The organism is Tautonia sp. JC769, assembly GCF_040717455.1.
Taxonomy (GTDB): domain Bacteria; phylum Planctomycetota; class Planctomycetia; order Isosphaerales; family Isosphaeraceae; genus Tautonia.
In genome coordinates, this window is sequence record NZ_JBFEFH010000001.1 from 524,549 (window position 1) to 550,903 (window position 26,355).

A 26,355-nucleotide genomic window follows, 5' to 3' on the forward strand; every position below is an offset into this window, starting at 1 on the left:
TCTCGTCTTTGGGGTGATTGCGGTGATCGGGGAGAGGGTTCGATCGGGGTCAATCGAGGAAGACGAATTCGTTGAGGTTGAGCAGGGCGAGGCAGAAGGAGTTCCAGCCGGTTTCCTCGCCCTTGCTCACATAACGCAGGGCCAGTTGCAGCTCGGAAGGGTCGGGGGCGCGGCCGAGGGTGAGGAGGTAGGCGAGGCGGATGCGAGCCTCGGGATCGGGGCCGGCGGTCTGGGCGAGCCGATCGGCCAGGGCGGAGGCGGCGTCGTGCGCGAGGCGGTCATTGAGCAGGGCGAGGGCCTGGGGGGCGATGGTGGTGACGTCGCGTCGGGGGCACGAGGCATTGGTGTCGGGACGGTCGAAGGCCTCGAAGAACGGATAGCGGAGATTGCGGCGAATGAAAACGTAAAGGCTGCGGCGGTTACGCTCGGCGGGCGTAGGGGAGACGGGCCAGATGGCTCCCTGGCTGCTGAGTTTGGTCAGTTCCTCGGGCAGCTCGGGGAAGATGGGCGGTCCGCCCTGGGCGGGGTTGAGCAGGCCGGAGGAGGCAAGCAATGCGTCTCGGATGGCCTCGCCGTCGAGGCGGCGGCGGTTTTGGCGCCAGAAGAGTTCGTTGTCGGGGTCGATGGCGTGGGAGTCGGGGTCGAATTGCGAGGACATCCGGTAGGCGGCGCTGGTGACGATCAGGCGCTGCATGCGTTTGATGCTCCACCCCTGGTTCGGGAGCTCGGTGGCGAGCCAGTCGAGCAGGTCCGGGTGGGAGGGGTACGTCCCCATGACGCCGAAGTCGCTGGGGGTGGCGACGATGCCGCGGCCGAAGTGGAGCTGCCAGAGGCGGTTGACGAACACGCGGGCGGTGAGGGGGTGGTCGGGTTGCGTCAGCCAGGCGGCGAGGGCCGAGCGGCGGCCGGTGGAGTGGTCGGTGGGATTGATGCGGGGGTCGGTCGGGTCGAGCCGGCTCGGGAAGCCGGGTCCGACTTCGGGGCCGGGCTTGCCGTACTGGCCGCGGAGGAGGAGGTGGGTGGGGGGGGCGTCGGGGCTATCTTCGACCAGGACGCGGGCGACGGGCAGGGGGGGAGGGCCGGCGTCGTTGAGGGCGTCGAGCCGGGCGCGGAGGGCGTTGCGCTCGGCGAGGCGATCGGGGCCGAGGGTGGCGTCGAGCCGTGCGGGGTCGACGCGGGGGTCTTTCGCGAGGGCGTCGAAGACGATGCGGATCTGGTCGGGGGTGCGGTCCTCGGCGGGGGTGGCGAAGGCGTCCTGGGTGTTCGGCCTGGGGTCGCGGGGGGGGCCGGGGGCGAGGGTTTCGCGGGCGTCGGCTTCGAGCCGGAGGATGCTCGCACGGAGTGCGGCGAGTTCGCCTTGCCAGGAGCGGACGGCGTCGGCGTGGGCGCGTTCCTGGGCGGGGGTGGAGACGGGGTAGGCGTCGTCGAAGCGAGACGGGGTGAAGAAGGCCTGGAGGCGGTAGAAATCGACCTGGGAGAGGGGGTCGAACTTGTGGTCGTGGCAGCGGGCGCAGCCGATCGTGAGGCCGAGGACGGCGAGGCCGGTCGTCTCGGTGATGTCGTCGAGGGCGATCTGGCGGCGCTCCCCCTGGTCGTTCATGTCGACCATGTCGGGGTAGCAGCGGTGGAAGCCGGTGGCGACGGCGGCGGCGGGGTTGTCGGGCTCCAGCTCGTCGGCGGCCATCTGGAGGGCGAGGAAGCGGTCGTAGGGCAGGTCGTCGTTGAAGGCCGAGACGACCCAGTCGCGGTAGCGCCACATGTCGGGCCGGGTGTGGTCGAACTCGAAGCCGTCGGTGTCGGCGTAGCGGGCCAGGTCGAGCCAGTGCTGGGCCATCCGCTCGCCGTACCGGGGTGAGGCGAGGAGGCGGTCGACCTGGCCTTCGTAGGCGAAGGGGGACGGGTCGTCGAGGAACGCCTCGACCTCCTCGGGCGTCGGCGGCAGGCCGGTCAGGTCAAACTTCAGGCGGCGGAGGAGGGTGGCGCGATCGGCCTCGGGGGCGGGCGGGACGTCGAACGCCTCCAGCTCGGCGAGGAGGAAATGGTCGATCGGGTTGCGGGGCCAGGAGGCGTCGGCGACGGCGGGGATCTCGGGGCGGGTGGGGGGGAGGAAGGACCAGTGATCCGTTCCGTCGGCGGCGGTAATTGCCGAGAAGGAGGAGGATGCAATGAGGATCGCGGCGAGGTGCGTTGCTGGCCTAAGCATGAAACATCCTCTCCGAATCAATGGCCGGGTTGGTCTGAAGTGATTTCATAGGAGAAGGTAAGGCGCGAGGAGCAACGGAGGATGACTTGCCAGGAGGGCGTCAAGCGTTTGTCAATACATATATATGAATGAGATTTTATTCATCATGTGATCCGTTGTATCACATTGTAGTTGTTGTCGTCTCGCCATGCTTCGACCCAGGGTTCGGAGTCCGCAAAAGTCCAAACGATGAGTTGTTTCTCTACCATCTCGTCCCAGTCGCCCTCGGGCCACGGCATATGCCACCCACCCAATACGGCGTAGGCATCGCCGCTGAAAAGCGGCAGTTGCCTCTGATATTTACGCTCATATATGCCTGTAGCAGTGCGGTCGGGAAAGTTGTCGTTGTAGCCCCATTCGGGCTCCCAGTTGTTCGATGTGAGCCAGCGCCTTACTTCCGATGAGCCGAACTTGAAGACGGCCTCAAGTGGGGGTAGCGAGGAGTCGGGATGGGCATACAACCTCAGACCTTCGGAGGCTTCAGGGAGTATCCGCTCGGCATCGACAGCCACAATGCCCGTTGTGCAGTCGTCCTCATTCGTGTAGATGCTGAGACAGCCCGGAGACTTGCTCCTGCCGTCTGGGATGTACTGAGTGCCGATGCTGAGCCAGTGGCGATAGGGGCCGTCTCCGCACGGGATAATCCCGTCGCCTCCCCAGATGCCTGCGAGATGTTCGCCCGTCGAGCGGAGGTACACACAGGGCCGGGCCAATCGCCGCCCTTCGTCGATCAGTTGGTCACCAGTCATCTTATCTGTCCCTGTCCACCTGCAAGGTCAACTCTGCCAACTGAAAATCATGACATCGAGCTTTCAGTCGTATCCCTCCGGTTTAGGCTCTCCGTGTACCGACTTCCACTCCTGATAGCGTTGATCCTCGGCATCCAACTGCTTCATAAATTCGAAGAAGTTGGATGCCTTTACTCCTCCCTGTTCCTTGACATTGCCGAAGGCTACAACTGGGCACTCCCCTGCGTCATCCATTCGAGATGTATCAAGGTAGTATTGAGTGCCTCCGCCGTCGTCTGTGACGTAGACGAGATGCCGAGGCATGCCGTTACCGCCATAACCATCCCACATTATCCTGCTCGTATCGACGACGTGGCTCCAGAAGGCCATCTCTTCATCGGTGTTGCGTGTGTTCGGAAGACCTTGAATCTCATAGCCCCCGATGATTGCCGCTCCGAAGTGGCGTAGGAACGCCCGATAGCTTCTGGGCAGCGGGAGGCCGAGTTCCTGCTCGGCGGCTGCGATGGTCTCTTCGGGAACGGGGCCGAAGCAATCGCCACCGACGATCTGCTTCATCTCCTCAACCATTGCGGCCTCTTCTTGCGTCATCTGTCCCCGCCGTTCTTCTGCATGAAGAAAGTCATGACATTAAGTCGAGTAGGGTGCGTCGAGTCCGCGAAGACACACGCCATGTCCTCCCCACTCGCCGGTGCGTCTTCGCGGACTCGACACACCCTACATCACTGCGGGGATTTCGGGGCGAGCCGGAGGGACGAAAGACCAGTGATCGGAGTCCTCGGCGGCGGCCATCGCCCCGAAGCAGGACGCCATGAGGATCGGGGGGAGGTGCGTTGCTGGCCTACTCATGAGACATCCTCTCCGAATCTAATGGCCGGGTTGGTCTGATATGATCCATCGGGCAAAGGCGAATATGTGAGGACTGATGAAAGTATGAAGTAGTTGCGATGTGTTAAATGTATGACAAGGAATACCAGATGCGCTGCCAGCCAAGGTTCTCCGAAGTTGTTCGGCGTTGCCTCGTTGGATGTATTTGGTATGATCCCACAGAATCAAGACATACCACCGTCCACTGGAGGGATGCCATGAGGATGCCCCGCCTCTCAATCGCCAAATTGATGATCGTGGTGATGACCATTGCCATCAATTGTGGCATATACCGTCAGGTCACTTCAACTCGATCATTTCAGGACTTCATCGAGGCGGTTGGCGTATTCTTAATGTCAAACATCCTGCTTGTCGGTCTTTACCGCCTCACTTTCTACCGTGGCGAGCGAAAGCCATTCCTGCTTGGGTTCGAGGTTTCCGGGCTGGTTGCGATGCTTGCGTTTGTCGCCTGGAATCGACTCCTGCCCAAGCAGGCATCACAGTTAATTGAACCGATTTTGATGAAGGCCGTCATGTTTATCATGGAAAATCTGATCAATCCTGTAGTTGCAGCCTTGATTGTTGGTTTGCCCATGTTGCTCATCGCACTTATCGGTGGTCTATTGGCCCTCGTGATCGCCAAGCCACAGAAGGCGGCGTCCGCTGTTGATCCTGCCGTCATGTCAACTGAAAGCGATTCCCAATCGCCTAGGGTGATCCCGTTTTCTGTCATGTAAGTCGAAAGTCATAACATCGAGCTTTCAGTTCCGCATCGCCGCAAGTTCTTGATTCAGGTGTGGCGAAACTTCGATCTGTCATCGGGACATTTTTTGACACTTTTTTTGGGAAGCCAAGTCCCCTCAAGCCTGGCATTCATCGCGACCCAACCCCCGGCCGCTCACGCCAGGATCGGCGTGACGACCGTGCCGGCGACGTCGGTCAGGCGGTGCTCGCGGCCGTTGTGGAAGTAGGTGAGGCGGGTGTGGTCGAGGCCGAGGAGGTGGAGGATCGTGGCGTGCAGGTCGTGGACGTGCACGCGGTCCTGCTCGGCGCGGAGGCCGACGGGGTCGGTGGTGCCGAGGAGGGTCCCCCCCTTGATGCCGCCACCGGCGAGCCAGGTGGTGAAGCCGTGGGGGTTGTGGTCGCGGCCGGTGCCGCTCTCGGACATGGGCATGCGGCCGAACTCGCCGCCCCAGACGACGAGGGTGCGGTCGAGCAGGCCGCGGCGTTTCAGGTCGGTGAGCAGGGCGGCGACGGGCTTGTCGGTCCTGGCGCACATGGTGGCGTGGTTGGACTCGACGTCGTTGTGGGCGTCCCAGCCGGTGAAGTCGCCGGAGTAGAGCTGGATGAAGCGGACCCCGCGCTCGACGAGGCGGCGGGCGAGGAGGCATCGGGTGCCGAAGTCGGCGGTGACGGGGTCGTCGAGGCCGTAGAGGCGGCGGGTGGCGGCGGTCTCTCGGGAGAGGTCGACGGCCTCGGGGGCGGCGGATTGCATCCGGTAGGCGAGTTCGTACGTCTGGATGCGGGCGGCGAGGTCGGAGTCGTCGGCGCGGGGTTCGAGGTGGCGGGCGTTGAGGGCGCCGATCAGGTCGAGCATCCGGCGCTGTTCGGATCGGGTGAGGGTCCCCTCGGGGGGGCGGAGGTTGAGCAGGGGGTCGTCGCCGGATCGGACGACGGTCCCCTGGTAGCTTGCCGGGAGGAAGCCGTTGCCGTAGGCGGGGGGACCTCCTTTGAGGCCGCCGGCGGGGTCGGGCATGACGACGAAGGCGGGGAGGTCGCGGTTCTCGGAGCCCAGGCCGTAGCCGACCCACGAGCCGAGGCTGGGCCGGCCCATGAGGATCGAGCCGGTGTTCATCTGGTAGACGGCCTGCGGGTGGTTGACGCTGTCGGCCCAGCAGGAGCGGACGACGGCGAGGTCGTCGACGCATCGGGCGGTATGCGGTAGGAAGTCGGAGACGGGGATGCCGCTGTCGCCGTGCGGGCGGAAGGTCCGCTTCGTGCCGAGCAGGGGATTCTGGCCGACCTTGCGGCGGGTGGCGACGGGGCCGAAGCTCTCGGGGAGGGGATTGCCGTGCAGGCGCTGGAGGTCGGGCTTGGGGTCGAAGGTTTCGAGGTGGCTCGGCCCGCCGTGCATGAAGAGGTAGATGACGGCGTCGGCCTTCGGGGCGAAGTGGGGGGATTTCGGTGCGAGGGGGTCGGGGGAGGGGTCGGAGCGTGCCTGCGCGAAGTCCTGCTGGAGCATCCAGGCCAGGGCGAGGAGGCCGAACCCGCCGCCGGAGTCGCGGAGGAAGGCGCGGCGGGAGGAGGGGGGGACCGGGTGTGCGGTTGCGTTCGCGCCGAAGGGCCGGGGCATGGCGGACCTCGTCGGGTCGAGGGGAAGGTGACATGACGCACGAAAAGGGACGGGCGACCGCGTTCGATTCACGTTACCAGGAGGTTTGCGGCGGGGACAGCACCATTTCGGGCGGGGACGTGCCGACCGGGCCCGCTATCGCGAGGCGGGAGGCGGGGTCCTTCGAGCCGATCGCACCACCCCGGATCGCGCCAGGCGGCCCCTGGGGCGGGAAGTCTCGTTTGATTGTTGTTGGATTTCGGTTGCCGATTGGTTAAGCTTAGGGTGTGGCATTCGGCGCACGCGGAATAGCCTGTTGAATTGTGTCGACCGACAACGACGAAGATGAGGTGCGATCTCGTGAGGGTACGACGATCGATTATCGCGGTCATCGCCGTGATCACGATGGGGTGGACTGGGATCGCCCTCGCGGAAACTCGGACGATCGCCGATCTTCGGATCGTCCCGGATGCGGTGACTTTGGGAGACGCCGGGGCCCGGCAACGCCTGCTGGTGATGGGGACCGTCGACGGCCGGCCCGTCGACCTGACCCGCGAGGCGGAGTTTGCGGTGGCGGATCCCGATCGCGCGGCGGTGACGCCCGATCGCGTGGTCCGGCCGAAGCGGGACGGCGAGACGACGCTGATCGCTCGTGTCGGGGGGATGACGGCGGAGGCGACCGTCCGCGTCTCGGGGATGGAGGCGGAACGGCCGATCACGTTCGAGCGGGACGTGATGCCGATGCTGACCCGGTTCGGCTGCAACTCGGGCCCCTGTCACGGGAAGCAGCGCGGGCAGAACGGGTTCCAGCTCTCGTTGCTCGGGTTCGACCCGAATTTCGACCACGCCGCGATCACCAAGGAGGCGAGGGGGCGTCGCGTCTTCCCGGCGGCCCCGGAGCAGAGCCTCCTGCTCATGAAGGCCACCGCGACCTTGCCCCACGGCGGCGGCAAGCCGATCGAGCCGGGGAGCGAGGATTATGAAGTCCTCCGCCGGTGGATCGCCGAGGGGATGGCCCGCGATCCGGAGGGGAGTCCGACGGTCGTTGGCCTGGAAATCTGGCCGACCGAGCGGAGCATCGTGGCCGGGGACCGGCAGCAGACGATCGTGACGGCCCGTTATTCCGATGGCTCGACCGCCGACGTGACCCACCTGGCCGACTTCCAGTCGAACGAGTCGGCGGTGGTGGCGGTGGACGAGTCGGGCCTGATCCAGGCCGGTGACCGACCGGGAGAGGCGGCCATCAGCGCCCGTTTCGAGGGGCAGTTCGCGACCTGCGGCGTGACGATTCCGCTGGAAGGCACGGTCCCTCCGGAACTCTACGAGAACCTGCCCCGGTCGAACGTGATCGATGGCTTGGTCTGGGCGAAGCTGGAGAAGCTGGGCCTGACCCCGTCGGCGACCACGGATGACGCGACCTTCCTGCGTCGGGCTCACCTGGACATCATCGGCAAGTTGCCGACCCCGGAGGAGACGCGGGCCTTCCTGGAAGACCCGTCGCCGGAGAAGCGGGCCGTTTTGGTCGATCGCCTGCTGGAACGCCCCGAATATGCGGACCACTGGGCGACGAAGTGGATGGACCTGTTGCGGCCGAACCCGTATCGGGTGGGGATCAAGGCGGTCTGGAATCTGGATGCCTGGATCCGGCGGGCCTTCCGCGAGAACATGCCGTACGACGAGTTCGTGCGGACGATCGTGGCGGCGCAGGGGAGCACCTTCCAGGAAGGGCCGGCCACGATCTTCCGCGATCGCCGCGACCCGGAGGAGCTGACGACGATGGTCAGCCAGCTGTTCCTGGGGATCCGGCTCGATTGCGCCCGATGCCACCACCACCCGTTCGAGGTCTGGGGGCAGGAGGATTTTTATGGCTTCGCCGCCTACTTCGCCGAGGTCGGCCGCAAGGGGACGGGCCTCTCGCCGCCGATCAGCGGGGGGGAGGAGATCATCTTCGCCTCGGGCAAGGGGTCGATCGCGCATCCGTTGACCGGCGAGACGATGGAGCCGGCCCCCTTGTTCGGCGAGGCGCCGGAGGCGGAGGACGACCCCCGGGAGTCGCTCGCGTACTGGATGACCGACGCGGACAACCCGTACTTCGCGCAGGTGATCGCCAACCGGGTCTGGGCGGACCTGATGGGGATCGGCCTGGTGGAGCCGGTGGACGACCTGCGGGCGACGAACCCGCCGACGAATCCGGAATTGCTCGACGCGCTGGCCCAGGAGTTCGTCGCGGGCGGGTATGACCTGAAGCACCTGATCCGGACGATCATGACGTCACAGGTGTATGGTCTCGATGCGAAGCCGAATGATCGGAACGTGGTGGACGTGAGGAACTACGCCCGCCATTACCGCAAGCGGCTGGGCGCGGAGATGTTGCTCGACGCGGTCTGCGACATCACGGGGGTGCCCGAGTCGTACGACGCGGCCGCCCCGGGGACGAGGGCGTCGCAGATCTGGACGCACCGCGTGCCTTCGACCTTCCTCGACACGTTCGGCCGGCCGGACCCGAACCAGGACCCGCCCTGCGAGCGGGTGCCGGACACGTCGGTGACGCAGGTCCTGCACCTGATGAATGCGCCGGACCTGCACGCCAAGATTACGGATGACAACGGGATTGCCGCCGAGCTTGCCGCCAGCGACCGGCCGGACGGGGAGATCGTGGAGGAGCTTTACCTGCGCGTCTTCTGCCGGTTGCCGTCGGAGGAGGAGAAGGCGATTGCGTTGGCGGTGTTCGCCGAGCCGGAGGTCGATCGCCGCAAGGCCACCGAGGATGTGCTCTGGGCCCTGATCAACTCGGCCGAATTCCTGTTCATTAATTGATCGCGACCGGACGGAAAACCGAATTTCCGCCGGTCACGCCAAGGCGAAGGCCGGCCCGAACCGATCCGAACCAGACCGAGGAGCCTTTGAACATGAGCCGATCACGGAACTGCGAGGGGACGACCCGACGCGATTGCCTGAAGCTGGGGCTGACGAGCCTGATCGGCGGCGGCCTGGTCGACGCGTTGCGGCTGCGGGGCGAGGCGGCCTTGCCGGCTTCGGCCTCGCGTCCGACGAGCTGCATCCTCGTCTGGATGGACGGCGGGCCGAGCCATTACGAGACGTTCGACCCCAAGCCCGAGGCGCCGGCCGAGATCCGCGGCGACTACGACCCGATCGCCACGACTGTGCCGGGGATGCACTTCTCGAAGCACATGACCGAGATGGCGAAGATCGCCGAACGGCTGGCGGTGGTGCGGTCGATCCAGCACAACCAGGGGAACCACGGGGCCGGCAATCACTACATGATGACGGGTGCCCCGACCCGGATCCCGGTCGGCTGCGGGGCGTTCGTCAGCTTCCACCCGAGCCTCGGGTCGGTCACGGCTCACGAGCGGGGGACGCAGGGGGGCCTGCCGCCGTACTTCTCGATCCCCCGGATGTCGCGATCGGGGGGCCCGAACTTCCTGGGGGCCCGCTATGCGCCGTTCGTGGTGCCGGACGACCCGAATCGCGACAACTTCCGCGTCCGGGACGTCTCGCCGCCGCGCGGCCTGGATCTGGGGCGGTTCGACGACCGGAAGGATCTGCGGGCCCAGCTCGACCGGCTGGAGCGGATCTCGCACGAGGCGGCGGGCGATCCCGTCCGCTCGCTCGATGAATATTATGAGCAGGGGTACGACCTGATGTCCTCCCGGGACGCGCAGCGCGCGTTCGAGGTGCAGGCCGAGCCGGACGCGATCCGCGACCTCTACGGCCGGACCCGGTTCGGGCAGAGCTGCCTGCTGGCCCGCCGGCTGGTGGAGGCGGGCGTGCCGTTCATCACGCTATACGAGGGCGGATGGGATCATCACGTCGAGATCTTCGACGCTCTGGATAAGAAGCTGCCGCCGTTCGACCGGGCGTTGGCGGCCTTGATCCTCGATTTGGAGCAGCGCGGATTGCTCGAATCGACGCTGGTGATCGCGCTGGGAGAGTTCGGCCGGACGCCGAAGATCAACGGCCGAGGGGGGCGCGACCACTGGTCGAACGCCATGTCGGTGGTCTTCGCGGGCTGCGGGACGCCGGGCGGCCAGGTGGTGGGGGCGACCGACGCCCGGGGCTACGCCGCGGTCGATCGGATCCTCTCGCCCGAGAACTTCGCGTCGACCGTGTATCGGAAGCTCGGGATCGACCCGAACACGATCTACTACACCCCGCAAGGTCGCCCGTCCCACCTGGTGAGCGACCCGAACCCGATCGCCGAACTGATGAGCTGAACCTCCTTTATCTGTTGAGATCTGGTTGCGATGCGAATCCTCCGCCCTCTTGCCTTGATCGTGGCCGCGCCGCTGCTGTTGCCCTCCTGGGGGCAGGCCGAACCGCCGAAGGTCTCCTCCTTCTTCCCGGGGGGGGGGCAGATCGGCGCGTCGGTCCGGGTGGAGGCGAAGGGGGCGTTCGAACCCTGGCCGGTGCAGATCCAGGTGGATCGGCCGGGGATCTGCTTCGCACCGGAGGAGGAGGCGGGCGTCTTCACCGTCTCGATCGCGGAGGAGGCCACGCCCGGGGTTGCCTGGGTGAGGCTGTACAACGAGGAAGGGGCGGCGACGCTCCGGCCGTTTCTGATCGGGACGCTGCCGGAGGTCGTAGAGGAGGAGCCGAACAACGCGGACGGCCAGGCGCAGGCGGTCGACCCGCGAGGGGTGGTGGTGAACGGCCGGCTGCATCGATCGGGGGAGGTCGATTCGTTCGCGGTCGAGCTGGAATCGGGCCAGACCCTGGTGGCGGCGCTGGAGGCGAACGACCGGCTCGGCTCGCCGATGGACGGCAAGCTCCAGGTGGTCTCGCCGGAGGGGTTCGTGGTGGATCATGCCGATGATTCGCCCCTGCTCGACCCCAGCCTGGCGTTCACCGCACCGACCTCGGGCCGCTACGTGGTGCGGGCCTTCGCGTTCCCGGCGCAGCCGGACAGCTCGATCCGCTATTCGGGGAGTGATGATTATGTCTATCGGTTGACCCTGACGACGGGCGGATACGTCGATCTGGCCCATCCGTCGGTGGTCGGTCAGGATGAGCAGACGGAGGTGGACGCCGTCGGCTGGAACGATCCCGCCGAGCCACTTCGGGTGGTCGTCGGCCCCGAACGGACGGCGGTGGCCTGGCATCCCGACCTGGCGGGGTTCGCTGAGCTGACGGTGTCTGACCTTCCCGTCTTGCGCGTCTCAGATATTGATGAGGAGCATCCGGCCACCTTGCCGTCCCTGATTTGCGGTCAACTGGCTGGCGATGGACAGGCGGATCGATTCCCGGTGCGGGCCGAAGCGGGGTCGTCGGTACAACTTCGGGTGGAAGCCCGGGCCATCGGCTCGCCGATGGATGTGGTGATCAAGGTCGTCGACTCGTCCGGGGAGGAACTGGCCGAGATGGATGATCTGCGTCGGCAGCTCGACCCGGAACTGACCGTGAAGGTGCCGGATGACGGGACCCTGCATGTTCACGTGCGTGATCTTCATCGCCGAGGCGGTTCGCGGTTCGTGTATCGGGTCGAGGCGAGGGAGCCGGCCCCGGAGGTGGCGCTGACGGTCGAGGCGGATCAGTTCGTGCTGGCTCCTGATCGGGACAAACCGTTGGACATCGAGGTCAAAATCGACCGAGATCGGGAGTACAAGACCCCGTTGACCGTCACCATCGAAGGGCTGCCGGAGGGGGTTACGGCCGAACCGGTCGTCTCCGAGGCTGAGGGGGATTCGTCCAAGGAGGTGACGCTGAAGGTGACCGCCTCCGACTCGGCCGGGGCCTGGTCGGGTCCGATCCGGATCGTCGGGGCGGTGGAGGGCGGGGAGGAGCCCGAGCCGGCCACGGCGGAGCGGGTGGGCGGTTCTCGGACCGAGACGCTCTGGCTCACGGTGCGACCGGCCGGTTGAGTCCGATTGTGCGGTCGCGAAGGAATGTCGGGTTGTCGGGCGAGGGGGTGGCTGAGATGTCCGCTCGCCATGGCCCCAACAGACGAAGTGTTGCGGAGCCGAGCGGGTCGGCGCTCCCTTGCGATCTGGTCCTTTGCCTGGGACAACGGAGCATAGCGATCTTCTCTTGAGAAGATGCTCCGGTGTTGGTTTCGCAAAAGGACCAAAGCATGGTGATGCGCGGAATGGACGGGGTGGCAAGGGCTGCTGCCCGGATTGCTCGATTCGGTGGCTGGGTTTTCCTCGGCGTGTGTGCCCTCGCCTCGGGCGTTGCGAGGGTCGATGCGGGCGTCGTGCGGTTAGAGATCGAGCAGCGGGGCCCGTTTGCCGATGGTCATGAGTTCGGCGCGGTCGGGGCATATGAGCGGATCCAAGGTCGTGTGATGCTTGAGGTCGATCCCGACGAGCCGTCGAATCGGGCCATTCACGACCTCGAACTTGCTCCTCGAAACGATCGCGGTTTGGTGGAATTCTCGACCGAGTTCGACTTGCTCGCACCCGTGGATCCGAAACGGGGGAACCGCCGGATTCTGTTCGAGGTGAACAACCGGGGGAACAAGCTCGCGCCGGGGGCCTTTCTCGATCGCGGTGGGAACGAATTCAGGACCCTTGACGACGCGGGGAATGGGTTCCTGTTCCGCGAGGGGTACCACCTGCTCTGGTGCGGTTGGAATGGGGATGTTCTGCCGGGGGGGGACCGGCTGACGATGGACCTTCCGATTGCGAGAGATTCTGACGGTCCGATCGAAGGGCGCATTTATGCAGAGATTAGTGTCGATGCTTCCAGCCGATCGGAGCCGCTGGCGTGGGGAAACTCGGACCCGTACCCGGTGATCGACCCCGAGCTCGCCGTGGTCACGATGCGGCCGACCCGCGATGCTCCCGCGGAGGTCATCCCGAGGGACCGGAGGGCGTTCGCCCGAGTGGTTGAGGATCGCGTGGTCCCTGATCCGACGCATTTGTACCTCGAGGACGGGTTCCGGCCGGGATGGCTCTACGAGGTCGTTTACACGTCCCGGAATCCCCGAGTCACCGGGCTGGGTTTCGCCGCCGTGCGGGACGTGGTCGCCTTCTTCCGGCATGACGATTCCCCCGAGAATCCCCTGGCGGGGGCGGTGGAGGGGGTGATCGCGTTCGGGATCTCGCAGTCGGGGCGGTTCCTGCACGATTTCGTGTACCAGGGGTTCAACGCCGACGAGGACGGGCGGGCGGTGTTCGACGGGGTGTTCGCCCACGTCCCGGGGGCGGGTAAGGGGATGTTCAACGGCCGATTCGTGCAGACGACCCGGCATGGCAGCCCGCACCAGGACCGATTGTTCGTTTCCGAAGCGTTCCCGATGACCACGGCCCCCACCACCGATCCCCTGAACGGCAAGACCGGGGATACCCTGGAGCGGGCCAGGGAGGCGGGGGTCGTCCCGAAAATGATGTTCACGAATACGTCTGCCGAGTACTGGACGCGGGCCGCGTCGCTCTTGCATACGGACGTGGAGGGGACGGTGGACGTCGGCCACGATCCGGACGTGCGGATCTATTTCATCAGCGGGGGCCAGCATGGCGTTTCGAGCGGGTTGAGTCGGGGGATCTACGCCAACTGGATCAACAACCTCGACTATCGGGGGGTGCTCCGCGCCTTGCTGGTTGCGCTGGATGACTGGGCGACGCGGGGGGTGGAACCGCCGCCGAGCCGATACCCGAGGATCGAGGACGGGACCCTGATCGCCGCGGAGGAGTATCGGCGCGTCTTCCCCGATGTGCCGGGCATCGACTTGCCGCAGTCGCACTACGTCCCGACGCGGCTCGATTTCGGGCCGAGGTGGGAGTCGGAGGGGATCATTGACGAGGTCCCCGCGATCGTCGGCGAGCCGTTCCGGACGCTCGTCCCGGCCCCCGATGCCGACGGGAACGATCGCGCGGGCATTCGATTGCCGCAGATCGCGGTGCCCGTCGCGACCTTCACCGGCTGGAACCTCCGCCGGGAGGAGGCGGGGGCGGCGGGGCAGCTCGCCAAGTTCAACGGGTCGTTCCTGCCGTTCCCGGTGGACGAGGTGCAGCGGAGCACCTTCGACGACCCGAGAGTCTCGGTGCGTGAGCGTTACCCGACCTTCGACCTCTTCTTTCGGCGATTCGGGGAGTGCCTGCTTGAGCTGGAATCGGAGCGATTCCTGCTCGATGGCGACGTGGTCGATCTCCTCCGAGAGGCCGAGGGATACCGGGCGCTCTGGGGGGCCGATTCCTCGAATTAAGTCGTGTACATGGGTCGATCCGGCGAGCGGGGGGACCGAGGGCTGGGATGACGGCCCCTGGTGCCCCCGCCCGTTGCCGAGGGACGGCGCGGGTCGGCTCAGGCGAGGATGTCGCGGACGACCCGCCCGCCGACGTCGGTCAGGCGGAAGTCGCGGCCCTGGAAGCGGTAGGTGAGCTTCGTGTGGTCGAGGCCGAGCAGGTGGAGGATCGTGGCCTGGAGGTCGTGGACGTGGATCGGATCCTCGGCGACGGAGAAGCCGAACTCGTCGCTGGCGCCGAAGGTCAGGCCGGGTTTGACGCCGCCGCCGGCGAGCCACATCGTGAAGGCGTCGGGGTGGTGGTTGCGCCCGGTGTTCTCGCGGACCTCTCCCATGGGGGTGCGGCCGAATTCGCCCCCCCAGATCACCAGGGTGTCGTCGAGCAGGCCGCGGGCCTTGAGGTCGGTGATCAGGGCGGCGCAGGCGCGGTCGACGTCGAGGCAGACGGTGTCGAGCGAGTCTTCGAGGTTCTCGGTCGGGCCGCCGTGGTGGTCCCAGTTGGTGTGGTAGAGCTGGACGAAGCGGGTGCCCCGCTCGACGAGGCGGCGGGCGAGCAGGCAGTTGCTGGCGAAAGAAGGGGCGCCCGGCTCGATCCCGTAGAGGTCGAGGGTGGCCTGCGACTCGCCGGCGAGGTCGATCAGCTCGGGGGCGCTCGACTGCATCCGGAAGGCCATCTCGTACGAGGCGATCCGGGTGGCGATCTCGGGGTCGCCCGTGGCGTCGAGCCGGTGGCGGTTCAGGTCTCCGATGGCGTTGAGGGCGGCGCGCTGGTCGGCCTCGGAGACCTCCGGCGGGCGGGAGAGGTCGAGGATCGGCTCGGCGCCGCCGCGGAAGGGGACCCCCTGGTAGGCCGTCGGCAGGAAGCCGCTGCCCCAGAGCACGGCGCCTCCTCGAGGTCCGCGGGGTCCGGACTGGAGGACGACGAAGCCGGGCAGGTCGTCGGCCTCGCTGCCGATCCCGTAGGTGACCCAGGCCCCCATGCTGGGGCGGCCGAACTGGGTGGTGCCGGCGTTGAAGAACAGCTTGGCCGGGGCATGGTTGACCGGCTCGGTCCAGACGGACTTGAGGAAGGTCAAATCATCGACAACCTTGGCTGTGTGCGGCAGGCACTCGGAGACCCAGGCGCCGCTCTCGCCGTGCCTCGCGAATTTCCGTCGCGTGCCGAGGAGCTTCGGGGGTTCCTTGTTGAAGGTGTCCATGAAGGCGAAGCGCTTGCCTTCGAGGTACGAGGGGGGGATCGGCTGGTCGTTGTAGCGCTGGAGTGCGGGCTTGTGGTCGAACAGCTCGAACTGGCTCGGCCCGCCGGCCATGAAGAGGAAGATGACGTTCTTGGCCCGGGGGGCGTGGTGGCCGGCCCGGGGGGCGAGCGGATTCGCCCCGGGCTCGGCCGCCGAGGAGGCGCGTGCTGGGCCGTCGCCCAGCAAGGAAGACAGGGCCATCGAGCCGAGGCCGATGCCGCAGCGTTCGAAGAAATGCCGACGGGTGGATCGGAGCAGCGGGGGGATCTCGTTCATCGAAGGGCACTCCCGTCGGTTGCCATTATTCGCGCGTCATGAACTCGTCCAGGTTGAGCAGGACCCGAGCGATGGCGGTCCAGGCGGCCCGTTCGGCCTGCTCGGAGCTTGGGGTCGAATCGTCGTCGGTCGGGTCGGAGTGGAGGCGCCGTTGCTGGTCGAGCAAGGTGGAGAGCCGGTCCTGCTCGATCGGGTCGGGGCCTCGGGTCAAGGCGAGCCGGAAGGCGAGGTCGAGCTTGCCGGCGTCGTCGGGCGGGCCTTCGGCGAGGACGCGATCGGCCAGAGCCCGGGCGAATTCGTAAAACGCCTGATCATTCAAGAGCATCAGGGCTTGCAGGGGAGTGTTCGAGCGGGTGCGTCGGGTGCAGGCGAAGGTGGCGTCGGGGGCGTCGAAGCCGACGAGCAGGGGGTGGGGGGTGGCCCTCCAGAAGAAGGTGTAGAGGCCCCGTCGGAAGCGGTCGGGGCCGGTGTCGGCGACCCACGAGCGGTTCATCTGGCCGAGGCTCATGACCCCCTCGGGCTGGGGAGGGAAGACGCTCGGGCCGCCGACCGTCTCGGTCAACAGGCCGCTGGCGACGAGGGCCGAGTCTCGGATCAGCTCCGCGTCGAGCCGCAGGCGATTCTGGCGGGCGAGGCGGCGGTTGGTCGGGTCGATCTGGGCCAGGTCGGGGCGGAGCCGGGACGACTGGCGGTAGGTGGCCGAGGTGAGGATCAGGCGATGCAGCGCCTTGGGGCTCCAGCCGCGCTCGACGAATTCGACGGCGAGCCAGTCGAGCAGCTCCGGATGCGAGGGGGGCGTGCCCTGCGTGCCGAAGTCCTCGTCGGTCTCGACGATGCCGCGGCCGAAGTAGGCTTGCCAGAGGCGATTGACGGCGACCCGGGCGGTGAGCGGGTGGTCGGGATCGACCAGCCATCGGGCCAGGTCGAGGCGGCTCGGCCGGGCGTCGGAAGCCTGACTCAAGGGGGGGAGCACGGCGGGGACGTTCGGCTCGACCGGATCTCCCGGGCGGGTGAAGTCGCCGGCGATCAGGAAGTGGGTGGTCCGAGGGGTGCGTTGTTCGCGGACGACCATGGTCGTCGGGATCGTGGGGAGATCCTTCTTGAGGGCCGCGATCGCGTCGCGATGCGGGATGACGAGCGGGTCGTCCGACTGGTCGATGAACGCCGCGAAGACGACGCGATTCGTCCCGGGCGGGCGCTTCTCGAACGGGAAATCGAACGCCTCGCGGACCTCCTGAGACTGCTTCTGCCGGCCCGCGCCGTCGAGGCCGATTTCCCAGGCGTGCTGTCGCTCGAGCAGCTCGGGGTCGCGGTCGATGGAGGCGAGGTAGTCGTCGATGGCCCGGTTGACCTCGTCGCGTCTGGCGATATCGTCGGGTGAGGCGACGGGGATCGTCGGCTCATCCGCGGTGTTCAGGAAGGCGAAGAACCGGAAGTAGTCTTGCTGGGAGATGGGGTCATATTTGTGGTCGTGACACTGGGCGCAGCCGATGGTCAAACCCATCCAGACCGAGCCGGTGGTGTTGACCCGGTCGATGACCGACTCGATCCGGAATTGCTCGCGGTCGATGCCGCCTTCCTGGTTGATCGGCGTGTTGCGGTGGAATCCGGTGGCCACGAGCTGCGTGATCGAGGCGTCGGGTCGGAGGTCGCCGGCGAGCTGGTCGATCGTGAAGTCGTCGAAGGGCAGGTCGCGGTTGAAGGCGTCGATGACCCAGTCGCGATAGAGCCAGATCTCGCGGGGGGCGTCGATGCTGTAGCCGTTCGAGTCGGCGTAGCGGGCGTTGTCGAGCCAGCGGCGTCCCCAGCGCTCGCCGTAGTGGGGGCTGGCGAGGAGCCGGTCGATCAGGTGCTCGTAGGCGTCGGGCCGGTCGTCGTCGAGGAAGGCCCGGACCTCGGCGGGGGTCGGCGGCAGGCCGATCACGTCGAGGCTGGCGCGTCGGATCAGGGTGGCGCGATCGGCCTCGGCCGAGGGGGCGATGCCGTCCCGTTCGAGCGGGGCGAGGACGAAGGCGTCGATCGGGTTGCGGACCCACCTGATATCATCGACCGTCGGCAAGGGAGGCCGTCGGGGAGGCGAGAAGGCCCAGTGCTCCTCCCAGGGGGCACCCTGGGCGATCCAACGGCGGATCAACTCGATCTGATCGGCGGAAAGCGACTTGCCCGAGTCGGGGGGGGGCATGCGGAAGTCGGCCACCTCCTCGGCGATCCTCAGGTAGAGCTCGCTCTCGTCGGGCGAGCCGGGGACGATCGCCGCGTAGCCGCCGAGGTCGGCCAGGGCCCCCTCGGCCGTGTCGAGCCGGAGGCCGGCGGCACGCTGCGCGGCGTCGGGCCCGTGGCATTGGACGCAGGAGTCGGAGAGAATGGGCCGGATCTCGGCGGCGAAGTCGATCGGCCGATCCGGCTCGTCGGGCCGTCCGTGGGCGGGAAGGACGAGGGGGCCGATCGCGACGAGGAGCAGGGGAGTCCACCAGGGGGGGAGGGGCCGGGGCGGTCGCGTGTGCGTCATCGTCTCGGGGCTCCGGTCGCTCGGGGACCAATCTCGCCGGCGCACGCAAACGGAGGGGTGAGGGGACCTGGGGGCCTCGCGAGGCACCTCGGCCGGCCGGCGGGATTGCGTGTGGCGGCGGGTTTAACTTCCGTTTAGCGTAAACGATCGTCGCTCCGATTCGCAACCGATTCGGGCGTCCGAGCGGCCGGTTGGGAGGGTTGCGCGTGGGCGTCCCCGGAGGCGACGGCCCGAGGTGCGCGGGCGATCGGGCGAGGTCGTCTCATTCTCGTTTTCTTCTTTCGCGACTGACACGCAATGAACGCTTGTTCTGATTCTCAACACGGGCCGTTTGTGAGCCTGTTGACGTCGCCGTCGAGGGGGGCGATCGCGGTGCTCCGGGTGTGGGGAGAGGGGGCGGTGGGGGCGGCGGACGAGGTCTTCCGGCCTCATCGCGGGACGCCGCTCTCGGGATCGCCCGCGAGGCGGCCGAGGGTGGGGCGGGTGGGACAGGGGACCGGTGACGAGGTGGTCGCGTTGCTGGTCGACGGCCCGGGGGGGGCGGCCGAGGTGGAGGTCCAGTGCCACGGCGGGCCGGCGGCGGTGGCGTTGGTGGTCGCTGCCTTGGAGGGGATCGGCGTGCGGCGGCGGCCGGCGGGGGACTGGAATTCGCGACGGTTCGGCTCCCCGATCCGGGCGATGGCCTTCGAGGATCTGTCGGCGGCGGGGACCGATCGGGCGGCTCGGCATCTGCTGGCGCAGGCGCAGGGGGCGCTCGATCTCGAGCTTGAGGCCATCCGGGAGGGCGTGAGTGTCGACCCGGCGGGGGCGATCGGACGACTGGAGAGGCTCATCGATCGGGCGGAGGTGGGGTGTCGCCTGGTTGCTGGGTGGCGGGTCGCGCTGGCGGGGCGGCCGAACGTGGGGAAGAGCCGGTTGCTCAATGCGCTGGCCGGCTATGGGAGGGCGATCGTGTCGCCGACCCCGGGGACGACGCGCGACGTGGTGACGGCGAGGATCGCGCTGGACGGCTGGCCGGTCGAGGTCGCCGACACGGCGGGGCTCCGCGAGACGCTCGACCCGATCGAATCGGGGGGGGTGACCCGGGCTCGTTCGCGGCACGAGGGGGCCGATCTGGTGCTCCTGGTGTTGGACCAGTCGGAACCGCTGACGGAGACCGATCGAGCATTGGTTGCGGAGTATGCGAATGCGGTGATCGTTCGCAATAAGTGCGACTTGCCCGCCGCATGGGAGCCGGAAGCCTCGTGGGGAGGGGGAGCGGCGCTGGAGATTTCGGCGGAACGGGGCGATGGACTGGAGGAACTGGTGGCAATCGTTTCGAGAACCCTGGTTCCCGATCCTCCACGGGTTGAGGAGGCTTTGCCATTCCGAGCGGAACAACGCGAGCAATTGATTGACGCGCTCCGTCTGGTTCGGGAAGGTCGAGGGGACGACGCGGGCCGAGCACTCGATCGGCTTCGATCGCAAGGAACCTGATGAGAAGCATGGGCCGAGGTCTTGCGGACCCGGATCGGGCGGAGCATGATCGGTCGTCCGAGCCATGATCGCTTGATCGAGCAACGAAGTGGAGATTTCAGGAATGAGCATTCGACACCTTCCAGGCATTCGATGGTACGTTGCAATCCCGGCGATGGTCTGGGGGCTGATGGCGGTCTCCTTAGCGTTTGCCTCGGAAGAGGGAGAGCGCGTGTTGCATGCCGGGGCGGCGACGAGCAACATCACCCCGCCGCTGGGCGAGCCGATCGTCGGCAACTGGAATTCGCCGCCGGCGACCCATGTCCACGACGAGCTGCATGCGCGTTGCCTGGTGCTCGACGACGGCGAGACCAGGATCGCCGTGGTGCTGTGTGATAATGTCGGCATTGCTCGGGAAGTGCTGGACGTGGCCCGCTCGCTGGCCGAGGAGTCGAGCGGGATCCCGGGGGACCGGATCCTGATCGCGTCGACGCATACGCACTCGGCGACCCCGGCGCGGGGGCTGGATCGGCTGGCGCCGCTCGACGACCTGAGCGGGTATCCGGCGTTCCTGGCACGCCGGATCGCGGACGGCATCGCGAGGGCCGCGGCGAACCTGGAGCCGGCCCGGATCGCCTGGGGGAGTGCCCAGGTCCCCGGCCAGGTCTTCAACCGCCGATGGTTCCTCACGCCGGGCCAGGCGCTGCCGAATCCGTTCGGGGGGACCGACCGCGTGAGGATGAACCCCCCGCGGGGGAGCTCGGATCTGGTGGAGCCGGCCGGCCCGACCGATCCGGAGGTCGCCTTCCTCTCGGTCCAGTCGGCCGATGGCCGGCCGATCGCGTTGCTGGCGAACTACTCGCTGCACTATGTCGGCGGGGTGCCGTCGGGGCACGTCTCCGCCGATTATTTCGGGGTGTTCGCCGATCGGATCGGGGAGCTGCTCGACGCCGATCGGGTCGACCCGCCGTTCGTGGGCATGATGAGCAACGGGACGAGCGGGGATATCAACAATATCGATTTCCGATCTCCCGGGCGGCGGATGGAGCCGTACGAGAAGATCCGGCAGGTGGCGGACGAGGTGGCCCGTGCGGTCGCCGAGGCGCACCAGGGGGTCGAGTTCCGCTCGTGGGTGCCCCTGGGGGCCGCGACCCGGGAGCTGACCCTGGCGGCCCGGGTCCCCGATGAGGAGTTGCTGGAGTTCGCCGATCGGACGCTGGACAAGCCCGAGGATGGGCCGCGCGATCACCCGCTGGAGCGGATTTACGCCGAGCGGGTGCTCCGGGCGGCCGATGCGCCCCGGGAGGTCTCGATCCTGCTGCAGGCGATCCGGGTCGGCGACGTGGGGATCGCGGCCATCCCGTTCGAGGTGTTCGTCGAGACCGGGCTGGAACTGAAGGAGCGGAGCCCGTTCGAACGGAGCTTCACCATCGAGCTGGCGAACGGGTCGTACGGCTACCTGCCGACACCCCGGCATCACGACCTGGGGGGGTACGAGACCTGGTTCGGCACCAATCGGGTCGAGCGGGACGCCTCGGAGAAGATCCGGGACGTGCTGCTGGACTTGTTCGATGACCTGCAAACGCCCTGACCCGTGATCGCCCCGTCGATCGCCCTCCCCGGCCCTTCCCAGGTGGATAATCCCCTTGATGAACACGCAACGCTTCAACTGGTCGCGTCCGGGCCCGGTGCTCGCCGCGATGGTCCTCGCCGGGTTGCCGGCCGCCGCGACGGCCCAGGAGGGCGCGGTTGCCGCCCCGATGACGGCGGAGGAGCGGTTCGAGAAGACCGAGCACCTGATCCCGATGCGGGACGGCGTCCGGCTGTTCACGGCCGTCTATCGGCCCCGGGACGCGTCGGCCGAGAACCCGTATCCGATCCTACTCAGCCGGACGCCGTATAGCTGCAGCCCGTACGGGGAGGACGAGTATCGGCCTCTGGTGGGGCCGTCGCGGGCGATGATGGACGAGGGGTATATCGTCGTCTATCAGGACGTCCGCGGGAGGTTCCGGTCGGAGGGATCGTATGACAATATGAGGCCGCATGTCCCGGGCGACGCGGCGATCGACGAGAGCTCCGACACGTATGACACCATCGACTGGTTGCTGGAGAATGTCGAGGGGCATAACGGTCGGGTCGGGATGTGGGGGATTTCCTACCCCGGGTTCTACACGGCCGCGGCCTTGCCCGAGGCGCATCCGGCGCTGGTGGCCGCGTCGCCCCAGGCGCCGATCGCCGACTTCTATTTCGACGACTTCCACCACAACGGGGCGTATACGCTTGCCTATTTCCTGATCACCCCGGTCTTCGGTTATCAGAAGGACGGGCCGGTGGATTCGAGGTGGTTCGACATCGTCGACCCGGGCACCCGGGATGGGTACAAGTTCTATCTGGAGCTCGGCCCGTTGAAGAATGCGGATCGCTACTACGGCCCGGACAACTTCTTCTGGAGGCAACTGGTCGAGCACCCGAATTACGACGAATTCTGGCAGAAGCGGGCGATTCTGCCCCACCTGAAGGGCGTCTCGACGGCGGTGATGACGGTCGGGGGCTGGTTCGACGCCGAAGATCTGTATGGGCCGTTGAACATCTATCAGGCGATCGAACGCGACAATCCGAACACCTTCAACATGCTCGTGATGGGACCCTGGGGTCATGGCGACTGGGCACGCAATGGGGACGGCCCCCAGGTGACGGGGAATATCCCCTTCGGCGAGGGGCTCTCGACGGCGTATCAAGAAGGGGTCGAGGCCCGGTTCTTCCGCCATTTCTTGAAGGAGGGGAATGACCCGGACGACCCGGGGCCGGATCTGCCCGAGGCGTTGACCTTCGATACGGGCCTGAAGCGCTGGGAGGAGTTCGATCGATGGCCTCCCGAGGGCGTGAAGGCGGCCCAGCTCTATTTCGGGGACGATCGGACCCTTGCAGCCAATGCGCCGGGCGAGGAGGATCGGGAACCGTTCTCGGAGTTCATCAGCGACCCGAGCACGCCGGTCCCCGACTCGTCGGAGATCCGGATCGGCATGACCCCCCGGGCGTACATGACCGACGACCAGCGCTTCGCCACGAGGCGGCCGGACGTGCTGACGTTCCGGTCGCGGGTGCTCGAAGCGGACGTGACGCTGGCCGGGCCGATGATCGCCCGGCTGTTCGTCTCGACGACCGGCACCGATGCCGATTGGGTCGTGAAGCTGATCGACGAATATCCCGGCGACCACCCGGCCGAGGGGCACGCCCCGGAGGGGGTCGAGTTCGGCGATTATGAGCAGCTCGTGCGCGGGGAGATCATCCGAGGGCGGTTCCGAAACGGGTTCGAGGCCCCCGAGCCGTTCGAGCCCGGCGCGGTCTCGCAGGTCGACCTGCCCCTGCAGGACGTCTTCCACACGTTCAAGAAGGGGCACCGGATCCTGGTGCATGTGCAGAGCAGCTGGTTCCCGCTCTTCGATCGGAACCCGCAGACCTTCGTGCCGAATATTTTTGAAGCGGACGAGGACGACTTCACGAGGCAGACGCACCGGGTCTATCACTCGGTGGAGTACCCGAGCCACCTGGAGATCTCGCTGCTCCCGGGATCCGCCGAGTAGTGGCAGGGGCGGCCTCGCGATCAGTCGTCGGGGCCGATCTCCTTGATCATCCGGGAGAGGAATTGTTGCAGGTCGTCGATGCCGTGCAGGGCCTGGGCGACCGCGTGTTCGAGGGGGACGAGTTGCTTGGCCTCGAAGTCCCGGCTGACGGCGTCGTCCCACTCGTCCCGCGTCTGGTCCCATCGGGCGCGGAGCGACTTCAGGTCGTGTTGCAGCTTGGCGCCGCCCGCGGTGATGTTGGTCGGTCGCATGGCGAGGGGGCTCCGGGGAAAGGCGATCAGGCCGGCGATTCGGGGGGATCGGGGGCATCGTTCGCCGGCGAGCGAGGGGGCGAGCCGGGGTGGTCTCGGGGGGGAGCGGTGCTGACGTAGGCCTCGAGCGCCGAGATCATGCGGTCGAGCATGGCGAGCATCCGGGCGACGTCGATCGAGGAGGCGTCGGCCAGGCTGCGGGTCCTGCCCTGGTATTCGGCCAGGGCGTGCTGGTACTGGGGGACCCAGCGGCGGATGGAGGCGAGCTTGCGCTCGGCCTGCTCGATCCGGGCCTTGCAGACGCGGAGCGCCTCCTTTTCCTGGGTGACGTCGGGCACGAAGCCGTCGGTGCGCTGGAGGTTCTTGCGGTGCAGGGCCGATCGGGCCTCGGCCATGCGTTGGTCCCAGAGCTTGATCTGGCCCTTCCAGTAGCGCGGCTGCTCGTGCTCGAGCCAGTCCCGGACGCGTCGCAGCTCGATGTCGATCCCGGCGAGGGCGTTCCGCGCGCCGTCGCCGAACTCGGCCACCGCGGCCCGGAAGCGAGTGAGGGCCTCGATCGACTGGACGCGGGCTTGCTCGGCCATCGGTGCCGGCTCCTGCGATTGCGGGGGCGGTTCAGCGCTGCTGGAGATAGTCCTCGATCTTCTCGGCCTTCTTCATCAGGAAGGGGACATGGGCCTCGGAGAGCTGGATGAATCGCGAGACGACGTTCATGGTCTGGCGGAACTCCTCGGCGAACTTGTCGTGCTCGCGGTCGCGCCAGGTGGAGCCGAGGTTGTTGAGCTGGCCGTTGAGGACGGTCATCCGGCTCTGCAGGTCGTTGTTGAATTGCTTGAGGCTCTGGGCGAACCGGCGCAGCTCGGCCGGGTCGACGTGGGCTTGCGGCATGTCGGCGGGCTCCGAGGCGGGAGCGGACGAGGTGTTTCCCGAAGGTTCCAGACTAACGACCCGTCGGAGACGCTGTAAAGGCGTCGGCTCGATCGGGTTTTGGCAGCTCGTCTTGCCCGGGGCCGCCCGCGATCGGTAGAATGGCCCGTCCCGGCGGGGCCATCTCGGTTCGCCCCGCGCCGATCGCTCGATGACGGTGATCGGAGCATGGCGTTTCGATCAGATCTCGAAAACGAACAAGCAAGTAAGGTCACACCGCGATGGCTCACAAGAAAGGTCAAGGCTCCAGCCGCAACGGCCGCGATTCGAATGCCCAGCGGCTGGGCATCAAGCTCTTCGGCGGGCAGCTCGCCAGGCCGGGGGCGATCATCTGCCGGCAGCACGGCACGAAGTGGCGGCCGGGCAAGAATGTCGGGGTCGGTCGCGACTGGACGATCTTCGCCCTGACCGAGGGGAAGGTCTACTTCGACCAGGACGGGCGGCGGATCAACGTGATCCCGGCCACCAATGGTCAGGCCGGGGCGCACGCCTGAGCCCCGGCCCAACATGCCTCGCCCCGATCTCCGGGGTGAGAGTGAACCTGCACCGCGATTGGGATGCCCGGCGGCCGGCCCTTTGAGGGGGAGAATGGACGCCGGGCGTCTTGCGTCTCTGGGGGACCGATGTTCGTCGATCGGGTGACGCTGCACGTCAAGGGTGGCGATGGTGGGAACGGTTGCCTCAGCTTCCGCCGGGAGAAATACGTCCCCCGGGGAGGGCCGAACGGGGGCGACGGCGGCCACGGCGCGCACGTGGTCGTGCGGGCGGTCGAGGCCCTGACCAACCTGGCCCACCTGTCCGGCATGCGTCACTTCCGGGGGGAACGCGGGCAGCACGGCCAGGGCAGCAGCCGGGACGGCAAGAGTGCCGAGACGGTCTACATCGACGTGCCGCCGGGGACGATCGTCCGGGACCACAACCACGGCCACATCCTGCGCGACCTGAAGATCCCGGGCGATCACGTCGTGGTGGCCCGAGGGGGCAAGGGGGGGCACGGGAACGAGCACTTCAAGTCCTCGGTCAATCGCGCCCCCCGGCAGGTCGAGCCGGGCCAGCCGGGCGAGGAACGCTCGATCGACCTGGAGTTGAAGGTCATCGCCGACGTGGGCCTGATCGGGTTGCCGAACGCGGGCAAGTCGACCCTGCTCTCTCGGATCAGCCGGGCGCATCCCGAGATCGCCGATTACCCGTTCACGACCAAGTATCCGAACCTCGGCGCGGTGATCGTCGAGGACGACTCGTTCATCGTGGCCGACATCCCCGGCCTGATCGAGGGGGCGCACCAGGGGCACGGCCTCGGGCACGAGTTCCTCCGCCACGTCGAGCGGACGAAGGTCCTGGTGCATCTGATCGAGGCGGTGCCGATCGACGGCTCCGATCCGGTCGAGAATTACCGGACGATCCGGAACGAGCTGGAGCAGTACAGCCCGGCGCTGGCGAACCGCCCCGAGATCCTGGTCCTCTCGAAGCTCGACGTGACCGGGGCCGACGAGGTGGTCGATCGGATCGCCCACGAACTCTGCCGGGAGCCGTTGACGCTCTCGGCCGTGACGGGCAAAGGGATTCCTCAGCTCATCGGCCGGATCCTCGAAGTGCTCCAGTGGGTCCGGGAGCACTCGGACGACGACGAGGGGCAGGGGAAGGCGCAGAAGCAGGAGGGGGCGTCTCCCGCCCCCGACGTGCTCGAGGGGCGTTGAGCGACTCCTTCGGGGGACCTGGACGGAG

The 26,355-nt window shown here is 67.2% G+C and carries 19 protein-coding genes; 10 read left to right on the forward strand and 9 right to left on the reverse strand.

Annotated features, from left to right (window positions below):
• Positions 1 to 49: 49 nt before the first annotated feature.
• The 3 genes from AB1L88_RS02110 to AB1L88_RS02120 all read right to left on the reverse strand — a co-directional run bounded on the left by AB1L88_RS02110 (position 50) and on the right by AB1L88_RS02120 (position 3,579).
• The gene (locus tag AB1L88_RS02110) at positions 50 to 2,203 is read right to left on the reverse strand and encodes a DUF1549 and DUF1553 domain-containing protein (RefSeq protein ID WP_367094970.1); all 2,154 of its coding nucleotides are present in this window, start codon (positions 2,201 to 2,203) and stop codon (positions 50 to 52) included.
• A gap of 143 nt (positions 2,204 to 2,346) precedes the next feature.
• On the reverse strand, positions 2,347 to 2,991 hold the full coding sequence (locus tag AB1L88_RS02115) for a hypothetical protein (RefSeq protein WP_367094971.1): 645 nt from the start codon (positions 2,989 to 2,991) through the stop codon (positions 2,347 to 2,349).
• Between the two features lie 63 nt (positions 2,992 to 3,054).
• On the reverse strand, positions 3,055 to 3,579 hold the full coding sequence (locus AB1L88_RS02120) for an SMI1/KNR4 family protein (protein WP_367094972.1): 525 nt from the start codon (positions 3,577 to 3,579) through the stop codon (positions 3,055 to 3,057).
• 500 nt (positions 3,580 to 4,079) lie between these two features.
• Between AB1L88_RS02120 and AB1L88_RS02125 the strand changes: the two genes are divergently transcribed.
• Positions 4,080 to 4,592, forward strand: a complete 513-nt coding sequence (locus AB1L88_RS02125; RefSeq protein ID WP_367094973.1) for a hypothetical protein — start codon at positions 4,080 to 4,082, stop codon at positions 4,590 to 4,592.
• 161 nt (positions 4,593 to 4,753) lie between these two features.
• Here AB1L88_RS02125 and AB1L88_RS02130 read toward each other — a convergent pair whose 3' ends face one another.
• Positions 4,754 to 6,208 carry a DUF1501 domain-containing protein gene (locus tag AB1L88_RS02130; RefSeq protein ID WP_367094974.1) on the reverse strand — a complete coding sequence of 485 codons (1,455 nt, stop codon included), beginning with the start codon at positions 6,206 to 6,208 and terminating at the stop codon, positions 4,754 to 4,756.
• Between the two features lie 453 nt (positions 6,209 to 6,661).
• Between AB1L88_RS02130 and AB1L88_RS02135 the strand changes: the two genes are divergently transcribed.
• The 4 genes from AB1L88_RS02135 (at position 6,662) to AB1L88_RS02150 (ending at position 14,351) form a co-directional block, all read left to right on the forward strand.
• Positions 6,662 to 9,004: a DUF1549 and DUF1553 domain-containing protein gene (locus AB1L88_RS02135; RefSeq protein ID WP_367094975.1), complete on the forward strand. Its 2,343-nt coding sequence runs from the start codon at positions 6,662 to 6,664 to the stop codon at positions 9,002 to 9,004.
• 92 nt (positions 9,005 to 9,096) lie between these two features.
• A complete protein-coding gene (locus AB1L88_RS02140) occupies positions 9,097 to 10,422 on the forward strand; it encodes a DUF1501 domain-containing protein (protein WP_367094976.1) in 1,326 nt (441 codons plus the stop codon).
• A gap of 30 nt (positions 10,423 to 10,452) precedes the next feature.
• Positions 10,453 to 12,066: a PPC domain-containing protein gene (locus AB1L88_RS02145; protein ID WP_367094977.1), complete on the forward strand. Its 1,614-nt coding sequence runs from the start codon at positions 10,453 to 10,455 to the stop codon at positions 12,064 to 12,066.
• Positions 12,067 to 12,488: 422 nt separating this feature from the next.
• Positions 12,489 to 14,351 carry an alpha/beta hydrolase domain-containing protein gene (locus tag AB1L88_RS02150; RefSeq protein WP_367095048.1) on the forward strand — a complete coding sequence of 621 codons (1,863 nt, stop codon included), beginning with the start codon at positions 12,489 to 12,491 and terminating at the stop codon, positions 14,349 to 14,351.
• 98 nt (positions 14,352 to 14,449) lie between these two features.
• On the opposite strand, the gene AB1L88_RS02155 is transcribed toward AB1L88_RS02150, so the two are convergent.
• Positions 14,450 to 15,904: a DUF1501 domain-containing protein gene (locus AB1L88_RS02155; protein ID WP_367094978.1), complete on the reverse strand. Its 1,455-nt coding sequence runs from the start codon at positions 15,902 to 15,904 to the stop codon at positions 14,450 to 14,452.
• A 25-nt stretch (positions 15,905 to 15,929) separates the two neighbouring features.
• Positions 15,930 to 18,413, reverse strand: coding sequence for a PSD1 and planctomycete cytochrome C domain-containing protein (locus AB1L88_RS02160; protein WP_367094979.1), 2,484 nt, complete (start codon positions 18,411 to 18,413; stop codon positions 15,930 to 15,932).
• A 333-nt stretch (positions 18,414 to 18,746) separates the two neighbouring features.
• Here AB1L88_RS02160 and AB1L88_RS02165 point away from each other — a divergent pair, with 333 nt between their 5' ends.
• The 3 genes from AB1L88_RS02165 (at position 18,747) to AB1L88_RS02175 (ending at position 23,452) form a co-directional block, all read left to right on the forward strand.
• Positions 18,747 to 19,889 (forward strand): GTPase, encoded by a 1,143-nt coding sequence (locus AB1L88_RS02165; protein WP_367094980.1) that lies wholly within the window; start codon positions 18,747 to 18,749, stop codon positions 19,887 to 19,889.
• Between the two features lie 169 nt (positions 19,890 to 20,058).
• On the forward strand, positions 20,059 to 21,459 hold the full coding sequence (locus AB1L88_RS02170) for a neutral/alkaline non-lysosomal ceramidase N-terminal domain-containing protein (protein ID WP_367095049.1): 1,401 nt from the start codon (positions 20,059 to 20,061) through the stop codon (positions 21,457 to 21,459).
• Between the two features lie 58 nt (positions 21,460 to 21,517).
• Positions 21,518 to 23,452 carry a CocE/NonD family hydrolase gene (locus AB1L88_RS02175; protein WP_367094981.1) on the forward strand — a complete coding sequence of 645 codons (1,935 nt, stop codon included), beginning with the start codon at positions 21,518 to 21,520 and terminating at the stop codon, positions 23,450 to 23,452.
• 20 nt (positions 23,453 to 23,472) lie between these two features.
• Here AB1L88_RS02175 and AB1L88_RS02180 read toward each other — a convergent pair whose 3' ends face one another.
• From AB1L88_RS02180 to AB1L88_RS02190, 3 genes are read right to left on the reverse strand one after another with little or no spacing between them, the layout of a single operon-like run.
• Entirely contained in the window at positions 23,473 to 23,703 is a 231-nt protein-coding gene (locus tag AB1L88_RS02180) for a hypothetical protein (RefSeq protein ID WP_367094982.1), read from the reverse strand.
• A 26-nt stretch (positions 23,704 to 23,729) separates the two neighbouring features.
• Positions 23,730 to 24,287, reverse strand: coding sequence for a hypothetical protein (locus AB1L88_RS02185; RefSeq protein ID WP_367094983.1), 558 nt, complete (start codon positions 24,285 to 24,287; stop codon positions 23,730 to 23,732).
• Positions 24,288 to 24,318: 31 nt separating this feature from the next.
• Positions 24,319 to 24,591, reverse strand: coding sequence for a WXG100 family type VII secretion target (locus AB1L88_RS02190; RefSeq protein WP_152052311.1), 273 nt, complete (start codon positions 24,589 to 24,591; stop codon positions 24,319 to 24,321).
• Between the two features lie 260 nt (positions 24,592 to 24,851).
• On the opposite strand from AB1L88_RS02190, the gene rpmA reads away from it, so the two are divergent.
• Both rpmA and obgE read left to right on the forward strand, forming a co-directional pair.
• Entirely contained in the window at positions 24,852 to 25,124 is a 273-nt protein-coding gene (gene rpmA, locus AB1L88_RS02195; protein ID WP_367094984.1) for a 50S ribosomal protein L27, read from the forward strand.
• Between the two features lie 129 nt (positions 25,125 to 25,253).
• Positions 25,254 to 26,327 (forward strand): GTPase ObgE, encoded by a 1,074-nt coding sequence (gene obgE, locus AB1L88_RS02200; protein ID WP_367094985.1) that lies wholly within the window; start codon positions 25,254 to 25,256, stop codon positions 26,325 to 26,327.
• Positions 26,328 to 26,355: the final 28 nt, after the last annotated feature.